The organism is Streptomyces echinatus, from assembly GCF_014203595.1.
Classification (GTDB): Bacteria; Actinomycetota; Actinomycetes; order Streptomycetales; family Streptomycetaceae; genus Streptomyces; species Streptomyces echinatus.
The window spans coordinates 481918-502123 of record NZ_JACHJK010000003.1 but is presented as its reverse complement, the minus strand read 5'-3'; the positions used below and the strand labels follow the sequence as shown (position 1 = coordinate 502123).

Annotated in this window: 10 protein-coding genes and 2 pseudogenes; 4 read left to right on the top strand and 8 right to left on the bottom strand. The window is 74.4% G+C overall.

Annotation, left to right across the window (positions count from 1 at the left end; translation table 11 throughout):
- Positions 1 to 59: 59 nt before the first annotated feature.
- The 4 genes from FHS34_RS10910 to FHS34_RS10895 form a co-directional block, all read right to left on the bottom strand.
- Complete coding sequence (locus FHS34_RS10910) at positions 60 to 6050, bottom strand: hypothetical protein (protein ID WP_184963662.1); 5991 nt, start codon at positions 6048 to 6050, stop codon at positions 60 to 62.
- 31 nt (positions 6051 to 6081) lie between these two features.
- Positions 6082 to 8643, bottom strand: coding sequence for an amino acid adenylation domain-containing protein (locus tag FHS34_RS10905; protein WP_184963660.1), 2562 nt, complete (start codon positions 8641 to 8643; stop codon positions 6082 to 6084).
- 82 nt (positions 8644 to 8725) lie between these two features.
- Positions 8726 to 11626 (bottom strand): DUF6603 domain-containing protein, encoded by a 2901-nt coding sequence (locus tag FHS34_RS10900; protein WP_184963658.1) that lies wholly within the window; start codon positions 11624 to 11626, stop codon positions 8726 to 8728.
- 6 nt (positions 11627 to 11632) lie between these two features.
- Positions 11633 to 12745: a WD40 repeat domain-containing protein gene (locus FHS34_RS10895; RefSeq protein WP_184963656.1), complete on the bottom strand. Its 1113-nt coding sequence runs from the start codon at positions 12743 to 12745 to the stop codon at positions 11633 to 11635.
- 856 nt (positions 12746 to 13601) lie between these two features.
- Between FHS34_RS10895 and FHS34_RS10890 the strand changes: the two genes are divergently transcribed.
- A complete protein-coding gene (locus FHS34_RS10890) occupies positions 13602 to 14447 on the top strand; it encodes an RNA polymerase sigma factor SigF (RefSeq protein WP_184963654.1) in 846 nt (281 codons plus the stop codon).
- Positions 14448 to 14562: 115 nt separating this feature from the next.
- On the opposite strand, the gene FHS34_RS10885 is transcribed toward FHS34_RS10890, so the two are convergent.
- A complete protein-coding gene (locus FHS34_RS10885) occupies positions 14563 to 14772 on the bottom strand; it encodes a hypothetical protein (RefSeq protein ID WP_184963652.1) in 210 nt (69 codons plus the stop codon).
- A 191-nt stretch (positions 14773 to 14963) separates the two neighbouring features.
- Complete coding sequence (locus FHS34_RS10880) at positions 14964 to 17237, bottom strand: hypothetical protein (protein ID WP_184963650.1); 2274 nt, start codon at positions 17235 to 17237, stop codon at positions 14964 to 14966.
- Positions 17238 to 17652: 415 nt separating this feature from the next.
- On the opposite strand from FHS34_RS10880, the gene FHS34_RS10875 reads away from it, so the two are divergent.
- The 3 genes and pseudogenes from FHS34_RS10875 to FHS34_RS10860 all read left to right on the top strand — a co-directional run.
- Positions 17653 to 17925 (top strand): hypothetical protein, encoded by a 273-nt coding sequence (locus FHS34_RS10875; RefSeq protein ID WP_184963648.1) that lies wholly within the window; start codon positions 17653 to 17655, stop codon positions 17923 to 17925.
- Between the two features lie 342 nt (positions 17926 to 18267).
- Entirely contained in the window at positions 18268 to 18411 is a 144-nt protein-coding gene (locus FHS34_RS10870) for a hypothetical protein (protein WP_184963646.1), read from the top strand.
- 166 nt (positions 18412 to 18577) lie between these two features.
- Positions 18578 to 18805: pseudogene (locus FHS34_RS10860) on the top strand (MFS transporter); the annotation flags it as partial.
- A gap of 3 nt (positions 18806 to 18808) precedes the next feature.
- On the opposite strand, the pseudogene FHS34_RS42480 reads toward FHS34_RS10860, so the two are convergent.
- Positions 18809 to 19057 (bottom strand): annotated as a pseudogene (locus tag FHS34_RS42480) (MFS transporter); the annotation flags it as partial.
- A 28-nt stretch (positions 19058 to 19085) separates the two neighbouring features.
- Positions 19086 to 20138 (bottom strand): GlxA family transcriptional regulator, encoded by a 1053-nt coding sequence (locus tag FHS34_RS10855; protein ID WP_184963644.1) that lies wholly within the window; start codon positions 20136 to 20138, stop codon positions 19086 to 19088.
- Between the last annotated feature and the right edge of the window lie 68 nt (positions 20139 to 20206).

The following is a 20206-nucleotide window of genomic DNA, read 5'->3' as shown; positions in this document are numbered from 1 at the left end:
CACGCGGGCCCCGTATGACGGGCCGCCAACCGGGGCGGTGCCCGATCCCTGACCCCTCGTCACGGCCAGGGCTCCGTCGGCCGAACCGTGTCGAAGGCCAGCCCGCTCGAACTCTCACCGCTGCCGGGCGCCTTCTGCCTGCGCACCCAGCTGTGCCACGACCCGTCGTACCAGCGGGCGAGCACCGGGCGACGGGTCACGGTCACCCCCTCCCGGGGCACTTCCTCCTCGTGCACCCACTGGCCGCGGGCGACCAGCCGGCCCTCCGGGCGGGAGTCGAGGCCGGGCCCGGTCAGTTCGGACAGCCGGAACCGGATCATCCCGGGCCGGACCGCCTCCGGCACCAGCGGGAACCAGTAGTCGGGGACCACCGTCTGCACACCGAAGGCGGGCAGTTGTCGCGTCCCCACCGGCTCGGGCGGCGCGACGCGGGCCCACTGGTCCCGGCGGTCGGTCAGCACCCCCCGGCCGTCGGTGTAGCGGTGCTGCACGGCCCAGGCCAGGTTCGCCAGCTCGTCCCGCGCCAGCAACACCTGCTCCAACGGCTCGCCCGTCTGCCCGCGTTCGGTGGGCAGCATCAGCAGCCCGGACGCGACCGGCTGGTCCGGGTCCGGGCCGTGCAGGGTGAACAGGGACCAGGACGGATCGTCCCGCCCCGCACGGCCGACGAGGTGGTACCGGCCGAACACATCGCGCACCAGGAGCGTGTCCAGGACGGTCAGCGAGGCGGTCGGCACTTCGAGCGGCACCAGGAACCAGTCGTTGCCGTAGACGGTGGCGAAGGAGATCAGCAGCAGACGGCCGGTGTCCAGCGTGGAGACGTCCGCCGAGCCGAGGTCGACCCGCGCGTCCTCCATCTCCCAGAACCGGTCGGCCGGCAGCCCGCCGTAGCGCACCGTCGAGGGCAGTCCCTCGTCGGTGAACACATGGCGGGGGCCCGGCGGTGCCGCCTGGATCTCGGGATCGGGATGCACGTCCAGGCCGTACCAGTCCAGCCCGTCGCCCAGATACTCCTCGGCGCGCAGCACCGAGCCGCCGGTGGACACCTCGGCGGCGTGTTCGAACCGGTGCGGGTCGAAGGTGTCCGGGCCGCGCTCGGCCAGCTGTTCGGCCCACCAGCGCCGCCACCGGGCGGTCACCTCGCCGAGCCTCGGGTCGGGTCCGCCGTGGAAGGAGCCCGCGTCCAGCGCCGCCGCCACCGACGCCGCGTCCGGCACCCGGCCCTCGAGAAGACCGACCAGGCTCGCGTCGGACGTGCCGGCCGGGAGGCGATGGGCCGCCAGCGCGGCGACGGCCGCGTCCAGCACCCCGGCGTCGTCGCACATGCGCAGCAGCGCGGCGCCGCCCTCGGCGCGCAGCCGCTCGTCGACCCGCACCGGCTCGTCCTCGACCTGGGCGTCCAGCGGCCCCGTGCGCGGGTCGTACGGCACCCACTCCGTGGTTCCGGCCGGGCGCCAGGCGTCGATCGGCGCACTGCTGCCGGTCATCCGGACCACCGCGGGGGAACCGGCGTCCTGGGCGGCGAACTCCCCGAACTGCCACTGGCGTGTGAGCAGCCACAGCGGGTCGTGCACCCGCGCGGCCAGACCTGATTCCACGTCGGCGGTGCGGTGACCGGGCTCCAGACGGAACGGCCCGTCCGGATCGGTTCTGCCCCGATGGGTCTCGACCCGGGCCAGCGCCTGCCCGGTCGCGCCCGCCTGGGGGATACGGATCGCGGGGATCAGGTCGTCCAGCAGGGGCAGGTCGGCGACATCGACGGCACGCAGCCTGGCCAGTTCCATGGTCTCCCGCAGGACCTGGACCAGGCCGTCGGACGTCCAGCCGCGCTCGAGATCCGGGGGGACGGCGATGAGCACGCTGTGCGGGGCCTTGGCATCCGGGCGGTCGAAGTGGAAGGCGACACCGGTCAGTTCGGTCTCCGGCACGGTTTCGGCCGGCGGGGTGGCATCGGCGGCCGGGCGCAGGTGGTCGGAACCGGGCAGCAGCTCGGTCCACTCGTCCAGCACCAGGCCGGTGACGGCCGCACCGGGCGGGACGTCGGCCGGGGCGTGCCACACCAGGTGGGCGGTGGCCTGCGGGCGCCGCCCGGCCGGGAAGGCGCCGCCGATCCAGGGCTCGCCCCCGGCATCCGGGGTCTGGGCCGCACGCAGCCGTTCCACCCGCCCGGCCCGGGTCCCGGCCAGCAGCAGCGTCTCGTGCAGGGTGCTCACCACGGGCCGTACCGCGGCGTTGCGCCGCAGCCAGTCCTCGAGGCCGGCGCCGTTCGGATCGCCGCGGCCGGCCGGCGCCGCTCCGGTGAGCGCGGGCAACAGCGGGAGCTCCGCGCCGAGCACCTCGGCCAGCGCGGCACGGGCCCGCGACAGCCAGCCCTCCACCGCGCCCGGTCCGGCCGGCTGCTCCGCCAACTCGCGCAACGTGTCCGCGCCGGGCACCCCCGCGACCAGCGGGTCGGCCGCGAAGCGGGCCAGCCGGCCGCGCAGGCCGGCCGTCTCGACCGGGCGGTCACCCGGATCCTCGAAGAGGTGAGCCGGCAGCAGGGGTTGCGCGGTGGCCAGCATCGACCGGATGCGTACGGCCCTGCCGTGCAGTCCGGTCCAGCCGGGACCGGCGAAGGTGACGGTGGTGTCCGGCGCGGCGCCATGGGCGTCGAGAACCGCACGGCGCAGCCGCGCGGGCTCGGCCCCGGCCGTGTCCAGTACGGTGCTCAGCGCGCCCAGCCCCAGCCGGTCGGCCGTGATCGCGAAGGAGCGGTCCGCGCCCGGCCCGTCGTCCGCCCGCTCGGCGAGCACGCCGGTCAGGGTCCAGCCGGCGGCCGGGCCGAGCAGGTGGGCCACCCAGGCCTCCACGGCCGGCTGCAGCGCGGCCACCGGATCGGTGGGCCAGCCGGTCGGCCCGCCCGGTGTGTCCGGCAGCAGCGCGGCCACCCGGTGGGTCAGCGCACGGGCCCGGTGCGGAGTGCGCAGGACGTGGAAGGTGTCCGGGACGTCCTCACCGCGTCCGAGCGTGTCGGCGGTCAGTCCCGCCCGGATCGGGTTGCCCCCCACCAGCTGGTGGACGCTTTCGGCCAGCACCAGGTCGCCCACCGCGTCCAGGGCTTCGACCAGGTCCTCCAGCAGCGGTACGACCGCCGCGCGGTCGGCGGCGGGCACCACCGGAGCGCCGTCGATGACACTGGGCAGATCCGGCGCGCCGACGCCGCTGCGCGCCAGGGCCATCCCGTCGACCACATTGCGCGCGGCCACGGCCTCCGCGCTGCGCGCCCACAGCTGCGCGCCGTCCGCCTGCCCCTCGGGTTCCGGCACGACGGGCAGGGGGAACTGACGGCGGAACCGTTCGACGAGGTGGTCCAGCTCCGCGTCGTGCAGGGCCCGCTCGAAGCGGTAGCCGAGCAGGGGGCCCAGGTTCTGTCCCTGCCGTACGCCGCCGAGCAGCCAGCGGGCGATGCGGGCGCGGCGGGAGGTGAGGCTGACCGCGTAGGCCTGTTCGCCGGGGTGGCCGAGGAAGCCCGAGCGCAGTACGGCCGCAGAGGCCGCGTGCTGGAGCGAGGGCGCGTGGATGTAGCCGTCCTGCGCGGACACTTCGACCGTGGTGTCCACGTCGTCCACGACCATGTCGACGTGTTCCCTGGGCACCGGCGGGCGCAGGTTCTCCACCCAGCCGTAGCAGCCGTACCGGATGCCCTCGACCCCGGACGCCCGCAGCTCCGCCAGCCGCCGCGAGGCCAGTGAGGTGACCCAGGCGTCCAGCCGGTGCGAGTAGATGTCGATGACCTCCAGGAGCAGCTCGGGCAGCCGGTTCACCGGCACGGCGGCCAGCGTCCGCAGCGCCTGCTCCAGCCGGGGCAGCGCGCCGGCGGCCCGGGTCGCGGCCGCGACCCGCTCCGCGCGCTCGTGTGCCGACACCAGTCCCTCGAGCACGTCGGCCACCAGCTGGTCCACGTCGCTGGTGACGGCCAGCGCCTGCCGGAGGGCGTCGTCCTCGCCGTCGTCGCCGGCGAAGGACGCCCAGTTGGGCAGGTACAACAGCGCGTCGAGCACCCCGGTGGCGTCCTTCGGCCCGCTGTCCTCGCCCGTCCCGCCCTCCTCGTCCGTCCCACCGTCGTCCGTCGTACCGCCGTCGTCGTCCGTGGTACCGCCGTCGTCGGGGTCGCCGCCCTCCTGCGGCTCCGGGCCGGCCGCGCTCGGCAGGTCGAAGAACGTGCTGGGCCGCGGGGGGGTCTCCCGGCCGGAGGACAGCTCCACCGGCCACGCCCGGTCATAGCTCTCGGCGTCCAGCTCACCGCTCAGGAAGGTGCGTACCGCGCGGATATAGTCCGCGGTGGCCGACGCCTTGGCCGGGAAGGCGACGGGGTCGGGCGTGAGCCGTTGCACGAACACGGGAACGCCGGTGGTCGCGTCCAGCCCCGTGCCGAGATCGGTCCATCCGTCGGCGCTCGTGGTCCAGCGCAGCACCCCGTCCGCGGGCAGGCCGGGCACTCCGAGCTCGGTGGGCGGCTGGTCGCGCGGGGTCTTGCCCACCGCGAAGCCGGGGCCGTCGAGCCGGCGCATGGCCAGCGTGGTGGCCACGGGCAGCCGCTGCAACGCGTCCACCGCGACCTGGTCGACCGCCTGATCCGGCCGGACCCGGGGGATGGTGTCCTCCCGGGCGACCACCGCGCGCCAGCGCTCGCGCAGCCGCAGCAGCCAGGGCGACAGCAGCGCGTCCACGTCGCGAGGGCGCTGCGCGCGCCAGTCGCCCAGCGAGGTGGCGGGCAGCACCCCGTACGGCTGGCGGCCGACCCGCAGCATCGGCAGCGGGCCGCGGCTGCGGACATGCTCGGCGAGATGGTCCCGGACCGCGCGCCACGGCCGGGTCGGGTCGGTGGTCCGCACCTGGCTGCTGCCCAGGTCCAGATGGGACGCCGCCGCCTCGGCGAAGCCCTTGCCCAGCGTGGGCCAGGTCAGCAGGGTCAGCGCGGCCACGCCCGCGGGTTCCGGGTCGGTCGCGCCGGAGCAGCCGCGCAGGAAACCGGCGTCGGGCAGGCCGAGGGCGGTGGCCAGGGCGTCGGCCACCGGCCGCTGTCCGGCCGGCGGGTCCGCCTCCGGCCCCGGGTAGGCGGGAGCCGAGGACCAGCCGGAGCGGGCGCGCGGGGTGTTGTTGGTCGCCGTGCCGGACGGCAGCAGACCGAGCCCGCCGCCGAAGCGGTGCCCGTGCAGGAGATCGCGCAGCCGGGTGGCCCCGACCGCGGCCGAGTCCCCGCGCACGCCGACGACCAGCAGCTCGTCCAGGTGATCGGTGCCGTCGGGGGGCAGGAGCAGCTCGACCCCCATGCCGGCCTTGACCGCCTCGAACCAGTCGGTCTCCCAGCCCTCCTCGTCGGATCGCAGCAGTCCGACCGGCAGCGGGTCGGGCACCGGACGGCCGAGCCGGTCCACCACGACCTGGCCGTCGACCAGGCCGAGGAAGCGCCAGCGTTTCGGCATCGCGAGCACGCGGCGCGGGCGTACGGCCGGGTCGTCGGGGCGCACCACGGGCGGCGGGGTTCCCGGGCGGCTGGCGTGGACGGCCCAGGCGGCGCGTGCCGGCCGGAGCCGGGTGAGGACCTGCTGCCAGGCGTCCGCGCTCGGAGCCCGCCAGTACTCGGTGCCGACGGCCGCCTCCGCCGGGGTGAGCGTCGGCTCGAACTGGGACATCAGGACGTCGTCCGGGTAGACCCGGACCCGCAGCGTGCTCGGCTCCCACCAGATGGTCTCCACCCGCACCGGCAGCAGCGCGATCGGGGTGCTGTTGTCGTCGGGGAACAGGGCGGCGCCCGTACCCAGCGCCTGTGTCAGTTCCTCCTCCGCCTCGGTGAGCACGCCGGCCTGCTGGTCGGCGGCGCGTTGCAGCTCCGCGTGCGCCGCCTCGGCGGCGGTGAGCATCTCGGGCGTGGCGTGCTCGTCGCCGGCCTGCAGGGCCTCCTGCAGCCGTCGCACCACGGCCTGCTGTTCGTCCGCGCGGGCCTGCGCGGCGTCGGCCTCGGTGCGGGCCCGCTCCAGCTGTGCCCATGCCGCGAACGCGTCGGTCATCTGCGGTGTGCTCCTGTTCTCGGCGCGGTCGTCAGCCGCCCAGCAGCGTGCCGGCCCGGAAGGCCAGCTGGAACGGCTGCTGGAAGGCGATACGGGTCATGTCGGCCGCGTCGCGTCCCCACACCGGGGGATCGGACGGCGGCGCTTCGGTCGGAGCGGCGGGAGCGGGTCCGAGGCGGACGAAGCCGGCGGCGTCCACCGGGACGCCGCTCCAGGTGAGGTCGGCCCAGGTCTTCATCGGAACGGGCAGGGGGCCGGTGTCGAACCCGAACTGGGTTGCGCGCATCGGCTCACGGAACACGAAGAACCAGTCCTCGGCGCGGGCCCGTTGCGCGTCGAGGCCGGCGAACAGATAGAGCACGGTGGACTCGTCCAGCGCCAGCGGGGTGGCCGGCACCCCGCCGAACGCTGCGGGCAGCCTGCCGTTCTCGCCGCGTACGGCGAGCAGCGCGGTGCCCGGGAAGCGGTGCAGCAGCTCGCCGCGCACCAACAGCGCCAGGCTGCCCGCGCCGCCGGTGCGCAGTCGGCCGCCCAGCGAGGCGTCCAGCGGCCAGGTGGCGATCTCGTCGATGTCGGTGCCGTCGGTGGGCCAGAACCGGGCGAAGGGGGTGCCGCGCTGGTCGGTCGGGAACTCGCGCCACAGCAGCTCCCGGTTGAACTCGTGGTTGAGCCCGACCAGCAGGGCTGCGACGAACTCCGGATTGGTCTCCAGCAGCGTCACCGAGTCCGGCGGCAGCGCACCGATCCCGGGGAGCGCCCACTCCGGCCAGCGGGCCAGCAGTTCCTCGGCGATCGGCACGGAGAACGTCGGGTGCGCCATGACCGGCCGCAGCGGACGGGCCTCGGCGTCGGTGCGGCGCGCCCAGAAGTCGGCGGGGATGCGGTCGGTCATGCGCAGCAGCTGGAGCCGCCGCGGACTGATCGCGGTGCGCAGTTCGACGGGCAGGCCCGTCCCGGGTGCCTGCTCGTCGATCACATGGATGTCGCTCAGCCCTTGCACCAGGACGGGTGTCGCCTCCTCGGCGTCGCCCGCGGTCGGGACCCGGCCCGCCCGGCGGGCCAGTGCGCCGGTGCGGCGGGTGAGCCGGAGGAACGAGGTGTCGGCCACGCCGGGCAGCACCGGGGACGACGTCAGCATCGTCGCCAGGGTGGTCGGCGCCGCGATCGGTCCGGCCGTGTCGGCGGACAACGGGGTGCGGTTGCCGACCGGCGACATCACGGTGACCAGGTCGGCCACGCCCAGCGGAGCGAGGTGCTTGCGCTGAGCCTGTTCGGCCGCGACGGTGGCCAGTTCACTCACGGCCAGCAGCCGGTTCGCCTCCCGGATCTCACCGACCTGTTCCCACGCCCGGGCCATCAGGAAGTCCTGCTCCTGCTGCACGTAGCGGGCGCCGAGCGCGGCGGCCACTCGGCGGCGGACCTCCAGGTTGAGCGTGCTCATCCAGGAGCCGGGGTCGTCGGGAACGGTCTGCCGGCCGGTGTGGTGACTGCCGTAGAGCGGCGGGGCGACGGCGGCGGTGTCCCGGTCGCCGGCCGGCTGCCCGTCGGCGGGGGCCGGGGGTGCGTCGGTGTCGACGGGGCCGTCGGCTTCGTCGCGGCGCCGGGCCGGGGCGTCCAGGCGCTGTCGCAGCAGGTCGCGGAACCGGTCCTGGGCGGCCGGGTCCGACCACGTCTCGGGCGCCGCCGTTCCCGGCGCCCGCAAGGCGCCGTCCAGGGCGACGGTGACCGGCGGGACGTCCTGCCCCTCGGCGGGCCAGGGCCGGCTGACGTCGATGGTCCGGGAGCCGAGTCCGGCGTCGGCGGCGGGCCGGAAGCGCAGTCGGCGGGCCAGTTCCTCGAAGGTGCCCGCCGGGCCGGTGCGGAAGCTCCACCAGTGGTAGACGGGCAGCTCGACGGTGGCGGCTCCGCCGGCCGGCCAGGCGTCGGCCGTACCCGGGCCGGTCAGCGGCGCATTCAGGCCCGCGGCACGGCCGGCGGCGGTCGCGGGCACCACGGCGGCGATCCACCCGCGGTCCGGGTCCAGTTTGCGCGGACACAGCAGCCGCCCGACGACCTCGGCCGAGTGGTCGCGCACCCCCTGCGCGGCACGCTGCCCGGCGGTCGCGAGGTCGGTGACATCGTCCGGGAGACGGGCCTCCACATGCGCCCAGGCCCACCGCTCGGCCGCCGGTGGCAACTTGGCGACGGGAGCGGTGAGCACCGGCAACGGGTGCGCGTCACGCGGCGGGGCCGCTTCGTCGTCCCGCAGCACGACCAGCGCGATCCACGGCTGAGGTGTCGGCCCGGACGGCGTCGGGACGGAACCGGGGGACAGCAGCCAGGGCAGGTCGGCGTGCGCCAGCTCGACACCGGCCATCACGTTCTCCGCCGCGGAGGTCGTGCCGGGCGGCGGTTCCTCACGCAGCACCATGGCCCGGTCGAAGCCGAGGACGTCGCCCGGCCCGAGAAGCGTCAGCGCGGGTCCCTGCGCGCTTTCCTGCCGGACCCCGCCGTCGATCTCGCGATCGAACAGGACGGCCGTGGGCAGCGCCTGGCCCACCGCCGAGGCCGCCGCACCGACCCGTGCCGAGGAGAAGAACCAACGCGTCGTCATACGTCGCTCCCGCCCGGGCCGCCGGGCCCAGAGATGCGTCTGCGGTCGGGCACCGGCCCCGTGCGCGCCGAGGGGGCCGGGGTCACGCGCGCTGCTCCCAGCTCTCGACGAGCTGCACGGCGGCCCGCGGGTCGTCGAGCTGCTCACGCACCGCTTCCCAGGCGTCCGCGGTCGCGTTGACCAGCGACACGTCCTGCAGCAGGGGGCTCAGGTCGTGGGCGCCGACCACGCTCAGCGTCGGGGGCCGGACCCGTACGGCCGCCAGGGGCGTACGCCAGCGCCGCAGCCGTTCGGCGGTGCTGCGGCTGAGGACCGACTCGTGGCGGAAGAGCCCGGGCCAGTGGGAGAACTGCCGTGTGGGCAGGGGAGGTTCGTAGCCGGTTTCGTATCCGTCGGCGACCCGGTGGCCGGGGCCGAGACCGACGCCGTCGGTGCCCACCCGCACCCCGCCGGCGTGGCTGACGAACGCGGGCGTGCTGAGCTGCTGGTCCTCGGTGAGGTCGAAGAACTCGCCGGGCACGAACCGTTCGGGCAGCGAGGGGAGACCGCGAGCGGGCCGTGGTGTGCCGAGGGTGACCTCCTTGATCGTCCATTTCTGCACCGGTACCGGCCGGCGCTCGAACCGGGAGAGCGGCACGCCCAGCGGGATCACCTCCTGGCTGACCCGCAGCGTGGCATCGGGATGCACGACGTCTCCCCTGGCCAGCCTCTCGACCGCTGCGGGGGTGAACGTCAGGGCGGTGCGCTCGGCCGCCGGACGTTCCGCCACCCAGGACTTCGACCGGCCGAGGGCCTCGCGAACCGGACCGAGCGGATCGCGCCCGCCGGGCTGCGCGACGGCGGGCGGGGAGCCCCAGCGGATGTCGAAGTCCAGTTCGACGTCCCAGAACAGCACCGAGATGCTGCCGGTGCCGAAGGCGTGCCAGGGGGCGGGGCCCTCCAGGGTGAAGTCCAGGCCGACGCCGGCCAGTCGGCGGCCGAACGCACGCACCGCCACACCGGCCCGCACATGCACCGCGAACGCGAACACCGGGTCGAAGACGAACAGCGCGTCCAGTCCGAGCCAGCCCTGCACACCGCAGCCGGCGATGGTCGCGTCCAGCTGCACCTCTCCGCCGAACATCACCGCGTTCGAGGTGACCGCGAAGTACGCCTCCATGCGCAGCCCGAAGCCGTTGCCAGGGGCCAGGTCCACCTGGAGCCTGCGCAGCGCGGGCACCTGGGCGGGGCGGGTGTAGCGCGGGTGGAAGCCGCCGGCGGACAGGACGAACTCCGGCTGCCTGCCGCCGCGCACCAGCAGATACATCTCGCCGCGTACGGCCAGCCCGACGATCCACGACCCGGCCAGCGACACCAGCAGCTCGACCACGGGAACACCCGGGTCGATCCGGCCGAGCACGCTCGCCTGGAGCCGGATCAGCGGCACCACCGGATCGGGCAGGCCCACCAGGAGCCGCCCGATCAGCACCGCCCGCACCGGTGCGGGCAGCTCCAGGATCAGCGCGCCGGACAGCGACACGATCCGCCCGCCCCAGGTGAGGCGGACCACCGGGCCGACCAGCAGCCGCCCTGAGGCCACCGGGTACGCCGAGCCCAGCGACCCGATGATCTCGGCGGCGCGCTCGACCGCGTGGTCGGGGAACAGCACCCGGTCGGCGTTGCCGTCCCCGACCAGCTGCCGGAGCGCGGTGACGTCCACCCGCCGGTTGACGCCGACGAGGCCGCCGACCGCGTCGAGCGCGAAGCCGAGCCCGAGCTGGACGCCGGGCGCCGGGAACGCGGCGGACAGAAGCACCAGGAAGCTGGTCGGTGCGCCCTTCGCGGGCGGCCGGAACACGGCGACCGCCTGAATCTGCAGCACGCTCAGGTCGATCGAGATCAGCCCGGCGTAGCCCGTGTCGTCCGTGCGCCGGACCACGCCGCCGCCGGAGACGGGCGGGAGGGTGAGTTCGGTGCCGACGCCGTCCGGGAAGAGCTCGCCCAGCCGGTGCGGGTCGATGCCCAGCCGCTCCGGTGAGAACACCACCGGCAGGTCGATGCCGGCCCGGTCCAGCGACGCGCGCAAGGGCAGACCGGGCAGGGCGGCGGTGACCGACACGGAGACGGCGAGCCGCGGCTCGCCGCCGTCGAGGGTCAGCTCCAGCGCGGCACCCCGGGTGCGCACCCCCGGGGTGTTCAGCCGCAGCGGCAGCGGGACGCGCAGGGTGCCGGTGCGGGTGAAGCGCAGGCCGTTGTCGCGGTCGGCCCGGGCGGTGACCGTGACGGGCTCGGAGCCGCCGGCCAGCGGGCTGGACTCGCCGGCGCCGACCAGTTTCGCCAGGGCCCTCGGCAGCACGGCGGCGTTCAGCTCCCGCAACTCGATCTCGACGGCCGGCGGCGCGTCCGGGGCGGCCGTGACCGCCACCGCGAGCCCGTTGACGCTGATGCCGGGCCCGTCGGTCATCCCGGCCGCCAGACGGCCGGTGCGGGTGAGGCGGATCGTCGCGGTGCCGCCGGGCGTCGTCGGCGGTGTGCCGGGGCCGAACGTCGTGTCCCAGCCGCCCGGTGAGGCGATCGCCGCCTCCGCCCGCCACGGCCCGGTCACCGTCGGCGGCAGGGTCAGCGCCGCTCCGGGGGTGACCACGATGTCGAACACGGGCCCGCCGGGGGAGACCCCGAGCACGGCCCGTCCGGCCGCGGCGCCGGACGGGCCGGTCAGGACGAGGGCCACTCCGATCGGGGCCTGCGGTGCTCGCCGCCAGCCGTGCAGACGTACCGCCGAGCCGGCCTTGAGGTCGCCGAGCGCCTCGCGCACCAACTCCACCAGCGGGTTGCCCGCGGGCAACCGGTCGTGCACGGCCAGCAGCCGGCCAGCGAGGACGGTTCCGGCCGCCGACGGCTCGTCACCGAGCGTGGGCAGCTGGTGGACGAGGCCCTCCACCGCGTCCTGGGCGAGGGCGCGCAGCCGGTCGGCGAACTGGTGCAGGAGTTCATGCGGATCCATGCGGCCTCACCCGTGGCCCGGTTCGCCGTTGTCGATCACCAGGGCGCGGTCGAAGCAGCCGACGCCGAGCCAGCGGCCGTCCGGACTGAACTTCATGGCCAGCACCTCGTCGGTGCTCACGGTGTAGCGCTCCCTGCCGTCGACGTTGAAGACACGCACCACGTTGTCGATGGAGGCGCTGGCCGCCGCCTTGCCGTTGGGAGCGAAAGCCACGTGGGTGACGGCGCCGAACTGCGGGTCGGGCAAGCCGGGGTCCAGCGTCGGCGCCCGGCCCCGCTCCGTTCCGGACTCCGCTTCCAGCACTCGGGCGAAACCGTCCGCCCCGCCGACCACCGTCCACCGGCCCTTGGGGTCGAAGGCCAGGCAGTGCACAGCGGTGACCCGCCTGCCTCCGCCCTCGTCCTCGCCCTCGTCCTCGCCCTCGTCCTGGTCCTCGTCCTGGTCCTCGGCGGGCCACAGCTGGGTGCCGCCCTCCGCCTCGAACATCCGGACGGTGTCGTCGGCGGCGCAGCACAGCACGAGTGAGGCGTCCGGGCTGAAAGCGACGGCGAAGACGGCGTTCTCGGGGGTCAGCCGCCCGATTTCGGCGCCTGTGGCCAGCGCCAGCACGCGCGCGGACCCGGCCTGCCGGTGGTTGCCGCCATGACGCTCGTCGATGGCCAGCGCGATCCGGGTGCCGTCCCGGCTCAGGTCGAGGCCGGCGATCAGCGGGGTGTCGACGGGGATCCGCCGGGTGACCGCTCCGGTCGATCCGTCGAGCACGGCGACCGACGTGTCGGTGGCGGCGACGAGTGTCCCGTTCGGGCCGAAGCGCACGGTGTTCACCGAGTTTCCCGGATCCAGTGGTCCCTGCCAGATGACCTTTCCGGTCGAGCCGGAGCGCAGGAACACCTGCTCGAAGTCGGCCACCGCGAACGCGGCGCCGTCCGGGCTGAAGTCGATACCGGTCACGGAGCCTTCGCTGGGTGCGTCCAGCGGGGCACCGGTGCCCACGGACCGCACCCGCACCAGCGAGTCTCCGCCGCCGCTGGCGAACCGGGTGCTGTCCGGGCTGAACGCGATCGCCTGGACCGAGCCGTTGTGTTCGACGGTGAGTGCCACCGTGCCCGGCTGACTCATGATCGGTTTCTCCCTGTGTCGAGCCGTCGTCACCCGACGGGCGGTGAGACGTCGAAGGCGGCGGTTCCACCGCGTACCGGCACCGATCCTGAGGGCCGGTGACCTCCTCGACGGCGATGGTCTCGGCGATGGGCACCGTGCCGTCGGACACCTCGCCGAGAGAGCGGAACACCCAGAAGGCGCCTGCGAGTTGCGGAGATGAAGGGCACCGGCTGCCCGTTCGGTCCCAGCCGGCGCCGAATGTGCTTCCGGTACGCGCCGCACGCCGGGACGGACGGACCGGCTTCGGTGAACACGGCGTGCGCGTCGAACTCGCCGCCGCGGCGCACGTCCGGCTGCGTCCCTTTACCGCACGTCACCAGCCTAGCCGGAATGCCGACGCTCGCCACCTCGGCCCGCGGCCACTCGTCGCTGACCGCGCGGGGACGGGTGCCGCGGTCGGCGAAGCCGGTCTCGCCGTCGTGGCGCACGCGTTCGTCGCCGCGGAAGAAGGACACCGTCCGGACCCGAGCCATGGCCGCTCCTTGCCGTGCGCCCGTGGACCGACGCATGAGGCACCGGAACGGTCACGCACAGTCATCACCGTAACCGAGGGGAAGTCCGGCGACGGGGCTGCGGCGACCGGGATTCACTCGGTTGGCCTCGGTGTCCGGCCTCGGGTTCGCGCACCGCGGCCGGAGGCGGTCCGGCGCCCGCCAAGGCCCCCTGGCCTGGCCCACGTCGTTCCCGGCGCATAGGGCCCGGGCATCAGTTCGTGCGCGGGGAGGCATGAGTGGAGGATGACGGGGTAACCGGCGCGTTGTCGGCCGTCGCGCGGCCGGCGGTGGCATCGCTCGGCCTCGGGAGGGGAATTTTCATGGTGCTCATGAAGACGCTGGCGGCAGATACGCAGACGACCGCGCTGCCCGACGTAACGGATCCCTCCCAGGTGGCACCGCAGGACGCGCGCCAGTTGTCCCGGTTGTTCTTCGAGCAGCTGGCGGTGCTGGAGGAGGGCACGGCCGAGTACAGCTACGCCCGCAACACGCTGATCGAGATGAACATGTCCCTGGTCCGCTTCGCGGCCGGCCGGTTCCGCAGCCGGGGTCCGGAGGAGATGGAGGACATCGTCCAGGTCGGCATGATCGGCCTGATCAAGGCCATCGACCGGTTCGAGCTGTCCAGGGAGACGGAGTTCACCTCCTTCGCCATCCCCTACATCGTCGGCGAGATCAAGCGCTTCTTCCGTGACACCACCTGGGCCGTGCACGTGCCGCGCCGCCTGCAGGAGGCCCGCGTCCAGCTCGCCCGTGCCAGCGAGGAACTCCGCAGCCGGCTGGGCCGCACTCCGTCGGACAAGGAACTGTCGGAGCTGATGAGCCTGCCCGAGGACGAGGTGCGCGAGGCCCGGCTGGCCGCCAACGGCTACAACTCCGCCTCCCTGGACGCCACGATCGGCGGCAGCGAGGACGGCGAGGCGGCGCTGCAGGACTTCATCGGTGCCGAGGACGCCGCGCTGGAGCTGGTGGAGGACTTCCACGCGCTGGCGCCGCTGATCGCGGAGCTCGACGAGCGGGACCGGCACATCATCCACATGCGGTTCGTGGAGGAACTCACCCAGGCCCAGATCGGCGAACGCCTCGGCGTCTCCCAGATGCACGTCTCCCGGCTGCTGTCCCGCACACTGGCCCGCCTGCGCGAGGGCATGCTCACGACCAGCTGAGGGCCGACAGCCACCACGAAGCCCGCCGTGCCCGCGGCGGGCTTCGCCGTGTCACGCCGGGACTGCACCCGCGCGGCCGCCCCCGGGCTCGGGGTGCCCGAGGCGGCTCCTCAGGTCATGGCGTGGTGCTGATGCGCAGCGTGGTCGTGCGCAGTACCCCGGCTTCACCGGCCAGTTCGCCCATGGCCGTGTTGAAGTCCTCCAGCCGGTCGGCTTCCAGACCGGCGATGATCTCGTGCGGGTAGATCTCGCTCGCCAGCACCTTGCAGCCGCCGAGGCTGTGATGTGCCAGGCGTTCGAGTACGTCATCGCTGGCTGGGTCCACATCGAACAGTACGTACGCCCGCACCGGCACTGCCGACCACCTCACCTTGCTCCGGGTTTTCACGGCGTAAAAGGGGATGATTTGACGTTTCGCTCAACCTAGCACCGGCGCCATCGAATGTCCGGGAGACACCGCCGGGTTCCGCGACGGCCGCCACGCGCGGGCCCGGCGGAGCGGGCGGCCGGGTCCGCTCAGCCCGCCGAGCCGTCCGGCAGCCAGTCCGCGAAGATCTCCGGCAGCCGGTCCAGGTCCTCGGCCGTGACCGTCACGAGACGCAGGCCGTGATGGCGGGCCAGCTTCCGTTTGCGGGCGACCTTCGCCGCGTACGCCTCCTGCGTCATCAGGCCCAGGGCCTCGACGAAGGTGCCGTCCGCCAGGCGCCAGTCCGCCCGCAGGCCCGTCGTGTTGAGCTCCGGGTGGCGCGGATAGGAGGGCTCGGGCTCATGGGCCACGCCCCAGTGGTGGAGGAAGTCGTCCACGTGCCGCTCGAACAGGGAGCGGCACAGGTGCCCGTCCGTCGCCTGGGTCACCGTGCCCATCGAGGTCCGCACCCCGTCCGTGAGCAGCCCCGCGTGCGCCAGCCACTCCGTCCAGGTCCGGGCCGGGCGCGCCGGGCGCGCACTCAGCAGCGCGGAGCCGGGACGCGGTACGAGGAAACGGCGGAGCATCGCCTCGTCGATCGGACCGGGATCCTCGAACGGCAGCCAGACACGGTCCAGTTGGGCGAGGGACGGCGGTCCGGAGAACTCGGTCTCCGCGAGCGTGCGCAGCGCGTACACGATCGCCTCCGTCCACGCGCCGTCCTCGCCGGTGTCCCTCAGTACCCCGTTCTGCGCGAGGACACAGCAGCCGTGGCAGTAGAAGAGCCCCGGGCGGGCCGACTGCGCGGAACGCCCGCAGAGGCGGCACGGACCGCGTTGCGTCAGGTCCACGGGGGCCCCGAAGAGCGACTCCAGGACCCGCCGGTAGTACGGGTTGTCCGCCGCGTCGTCGACGAGCCGCGGCAGCGGGCTCCCGGCACTCACGGCGGTCTCCTTCCCGGCCTGGGGCTTCGCGTTGAGCCAGCGCCGGTACGGCTCCGGGATCAGCCGCTGCGCGCCGGCCGACACCCGGCTGGAGCGGCCCACCGGGCTGATCGCGCTCGGCGCCACCGCGGCACGGAGGTTGTGCCACTCCACCTCCTCGCGCGGCGCGCCCCGGGTCACCAGCAGCGGCCGCACTCCGTGCCGGCGCAGCAGTACCGTCAACGGTTCGGCGAGCGGAGCGGCGTACACGGTGAGCGTGCCCGAGTCCGGGTCGAACCAGCCGGCCTCGGCGAGCGCTCTGCGTGCCACGCCGGGTTGCGAGAGCCGGATCGACCAGGTGCCTGCGTGCACGAGGACCACCGCGTCCGGGAAGCCGCCGAGCGCGGCCAGTTCCTCGGGCGCCTCCACGTCGATCCCGTGCGCGCGCAGCGCGTCCAGCGCCTCCTCGCGCACCCGCTCGTCGGTGAGGGTGAGCGGACCGTTCGGATGGTGGTACTGCCCGACCTCCACGCCCGACTCGTCCAGGACGACGACCCGGGTGTGCTGGAACACGGACCGGGTGACGGCGCGCAGACCACGGAAGCCGTGCGGCGAACCGCGGTACGTCTCCCATGCGTGCAGGAGCGGCCGCGCCTCGGCTTCCCGGCGCCGCCGCGCGCGGTCCCGCTCGGTCTCCCGGCCCCAGCCGCCGCCGGCGGCGCGATGGCTCAGGCCGGCCCGTAGCCGGACGGCGAGCCGCTCGGCCAGCGCCCGGCGCAGCCCCGGTTCCACACCGGCCGGAGCCGGCCGCGTCTCCGTGCGCTCCTTGGTCTCCTGCTGACGCCCTGCCAGGTAGGCCTCCACGAGGGTCCGCACGGTCTGCCGCTCGGGCAGCAGGACCCGCAGGGAGCCGATCGCGTACCCGAACGCCTTCTGCTCCGCCCACGACACCGGCTGGTCCCTGCTGGGCTCCCACTCGCCGCCGGCCCCGGCCTCGTCGTCCTCCCCGTCGAAGTCCTCGTCGTCGAAACGGCTGTCGGATTCGAGGTCGTGGAGTTCGATCCAGCCGTGACAGCCGACGGGGGTCCCGGTCTCGTCGGTGAGCCTGCGGACGCTCTCACTCGTGACATCCAGCGCACTGCTGTACAGGTAGCCCAGGTGCCGGTCGAGGACGGACCCGCCGTGGCCGGGCGGGGCGGCGACCGAGACGGCACGCGTGTCGTAGTCGTTGTCGGGCCGGGGGACGAGACTCAGGCGCACGGGTATGACGGCATCGCACTTCGCCTTGGCCGGCGCCGGCCTGACGGCTTCTTTCCGCAGCAGGCCCAGGAGGTACGAGCGCAGCGCGGCGACGCAGTCGTCGAAGACCGCGAATCCCGGGGCGAAGTCCCTGCCCGGATCGCCCGGGATCATGAGCAGACCGACGTCGGGGGCGTACTGGATCGTGTCTCGGCTCGACATGCGCGGATTATGTCAAAGGCATATGCATATTCAGTGACGGGGCCGGACGGGCCGGCCTCCCCGGCCCGCTCGTGGCGAGGCGCTGCCGGTCGTACGGTGGAAGGAGCAGGAGGCGCGCCCCCGCATCACCCCGCGGTGGTGTCCGTCTCGCCACAGGCCGCGCACCGCCCTGTGACCGCTGCCGTGCGGCCGCCCCGGGGGACCGGGTGCGATGGGCGGCTTCTCACGCCCCCGAGGAACACGAAGGGTCGGTACGCCGCCGTGCTGCTCGCTGTCAGGTCGCGGTGGCCGGACGGCTGTTCCGGCGTCCAAGGAGGGGCAAGCCCTCGCCGAGCGTCGCTCGGCGCCTTTCCCACGCGGATGCGCACCGCCCGAGCCGGATCCGCGTGACGATCCCGGAAAGCAGGTGCGTTCCATGCGCACGTCGACCCGTATCGCCGGTGTGCTCACCGGACTTGCCCTCGCGCTCGGGGGCGCCGCCCTCACGGCGCCCGCCGCCCACGCGGACATCGCGTCCTGCGTCAACCAGGTGGAGCGCGAGCTGAGGGGCGGTGCAGCCCAGGACTCCGTCCATATGGCGTGCTACGTCGGCCTGACCGGCAACCACGATCAGTGCGTGTCCGACCTGACCAGGGCCGGCGTCACGGAGGACACCGCGACGAGCGCCTGCAGGGTCGCCCCCCAGTAGGAGCCGCACTCCCGCCACCGCGATCTCCGACCGGGTCGAGGCGCGTGGCCGACGTCCCGCACCACGGTGCGGGACGTCGCTGTGTCTCCCCGGCCGGAGCCGTGCCCTTCGGGGCCGGCGCGACGAGCGTCGTGGGGGGCGCTTGTTCGTCCGTCTCCCGGTACTCTGCTGGTCGTTCGAACGAACGGTAGGTTGCCGTCCCGTCTCGCGGCAGCCGACGGGCGAGTGCGGCGGCCGGTCCGCGCACGCGCAATCTTGACAGGTTCACGACACTCAGAGGTGTGCGCTGTGCCGAGAGATCGCGGATCCGACAGACACGGAGAACCGGAAGCGGGCGGGCCGATGCGCCGCCGTGACGTGCTGCGCCTGGGCACACTGCTCGTCGGCGGCGTGGCGGCCATGGTGCCTGCCGCTGTCGCGAGGGCGGACACGCGGACCGACGGCAGCCAGGTGACCAACCAGGTCCTGGGCATCAGTGCCGGCTGACCGGACGGTGAGGCGGCCGCTCGGCTGACGGGGCGAGGACCGGCGTCGTGCCGGCGTGCGGCGCGGGGGAGCGGCGTCGCCGGCCACGCCGCGCTCGGATCACCGGGCGGAGACCTTGTGGACGGTGGTGTCGTCGGGATCCAGCCGCCGCCCGTCCGCCGACAGCACCTCCAGCGCCCGGAGGCGCTGTCCCCGGCTGCGGTCGACCAGCTCCAGCACGCTGTGGAGCAGCGTCGCGCTCCCGCTCAGCGAGGCCCCGTGCTTCCTGCCCCACCGCGTGATCGGCGCGCTGGGCCTGATCGGTGTCGCCGGCGCCCTGGCCGCGACCGTGGCGGGCCGCCTGAACGACCGCGGGCACTCCCGGCGGACCACCGGCATCGCCCTGGCGCTGCTCGAAGCTGAACGCGGCACCCAGTGCGCAGACGGCGCCCCAGCCGGCCAGCGCGTAGAGGGAGGTCGCGGCGATGGCGCCGGTGGCGCTGCCGATCGAGTAGAGGACCATGTATCCGCCGATCAGTCGGCTGCCCGCGTCGGGGTGCAGGGCGTAGACCAGGGTCTGGTTGGTGACATGGACCGCCTGTACGGCGAGGTCGAGCAGGATCACCCCGACGACCAGGGCCCAGAGCGAGCCGCGGGTGAAGGAAAGGCGACGGCCGCTGAGGCCTGACGGGGGATCAGCCCTCCGCGCCCACCAGGTCATGAGGGCTGAACGTGCGACGGTAGGCGGCGGGTGAGACCCCGAAGGCCGTCCTCATGTGCGCGCGCAGGGAGTTGGCGGAGCCGAAGCCGGCGCGGTGCGCGACCAGATCGATCGACAGGTCGGTGGTCTCCAGCAACTGCTTGACCAGTTCCAGGCGTTGCGCGGTGAGCCACTGCACCGGAGTCATGCCGACCTCGTCGCGGAACCGGCGGGTGAAGGAGCGCAGGCTCATTCTGGCGTGCTCCGCGAGCCGGGCGAGGGTCAGCGGCTCGCCGAGGTGCTCCAGGGCCCAGGCGCGGGTGGCGGTGGTGCTGGCGACGGTGGGTTCGGGGACCGGGCGGTCGATGTACTGCGCCTGCCCGCCGTCGCGCCAGGGCGGCACGACGCACATGCGGGCGGCCCGGTTGGCCGCGGCCGCGCCGTGGTCGCGACGGATCATGTGCAGGCACAGATCGACGCCCGCGGCCACGCCCGCCGAGGTCAGCACGTCGCCGTCGTCCACGAACAGGACCTCCTCGTCCACCCTGACCCTGGGGTAGGCCCGGCGGAACTCCGGGGCCAGGTTCCAGTGGGTGGTGGCCGGCCGGCCGTCGAGCAGCCCGGCCGCGGCGAGCACGTAGGAACCGGTGCAGATGGACACCAGCCGGGTGCCGGGCCGGATGCCGGCGATGGCCGCGGTGACCTCGGCGGGCAGCGGGCCGCCGAGCCCCAGCTCGGGCATGGCGTGCGTGGGCGGGACGATCACCGTGTCCGCGGCGGCCAGGGCCTCGGGGCCGGCGGCCGGCTGCACGGTGAAGCCGGCGTCGCTGAGCACCGGGGCGCCGTCCGCGGTGCAGACGGTGACCTCGTAGAGCGGGCGGCCCTCGGCGTCCGCCACGCTGCCGAAGACGCGCGAGGGGATGCCGAGCTCGAAGGGCGGGACCCCGGGCAGGGCGAGTACGGCGATCCGGTGCGGCCGGAGCGCCGCCTCCGCCGCCTCCGCCGGGTTCCGCCCGTCCTCGCCCGTCGTCCACTGTGCGCCACTCATGGCCGAATCCTGTCACATAGTGGCCGGACGGCCAACACCATGGCGGGCCGGGGTGCCGGATCGTGGAC

Bases quoted from the DNA above. Each gene is read 5' to 3' on its own strand.
- FHS34_RS10910 (WP_184963662.1), bottom strand. From the start codon at position 6,050: ATGACCGACGCGTTCGCGGCATGGGCACAGCTGGAGCGGGCCCGCACC.
- FHS34_RS10905 (WP_184963660.1), bottom strand. From the start codon at position 8,643: ATGACGACGCGTTGGTTCTTCTCCTCGGCACGGGTCGGTGCGGCGGCC.
- FHS34_RS10900 (WP_184963658.1), bottom strand. From the start codon at position 11,626: ATGGATCCGCATGAACTCCTGCACCAGTTCGCCGACCGGCTGCGCGCC.
- FHS34_RS10895 (WP_184963656.1), bottom strand. From the start codon at position 12,745: ATGAGTCAGCCGGGCACGGTGGCACTCACCGTCGAACACAACGGCTCG.
- FHS34_RS10890 (WP_184963654.1), top strand. From the start codon at position 13,602: ATGGTGCTCATGAAGACGCTGGCGGCAGATACGCAGACGACCGCGCTG.
- FHS34_RS10880 (WP_184963650.1), bottom strand. From the start codon at position 17,237: ATGTCGAGCCGAGACACGATCCAGTACGCCCCCGACGTCGGTCTGCTC.
- FHS34_RS10875 (WP_184963648.1), top strand. From the start codon at position 17,653: ATGCGCACGTCGACCCGTATCGCCGGTGTGCTCACCGGACTTGCCCTC.
- FHS34_RS10870 (WP_184963646.1), top strand. From the start codon at position 18,268: ATGCGCCGCCGTGACGTGCTGCGCCTGGGCACACTGCTCGTCGGCGGC.
- FHS34_RS10855 (WP_184963644.1), bottom strand. From the start codon at position 20,138: ATGAGTGGCGCACAGTGGACGACGGGCGAGGACGGGCGGAACCCGGCG.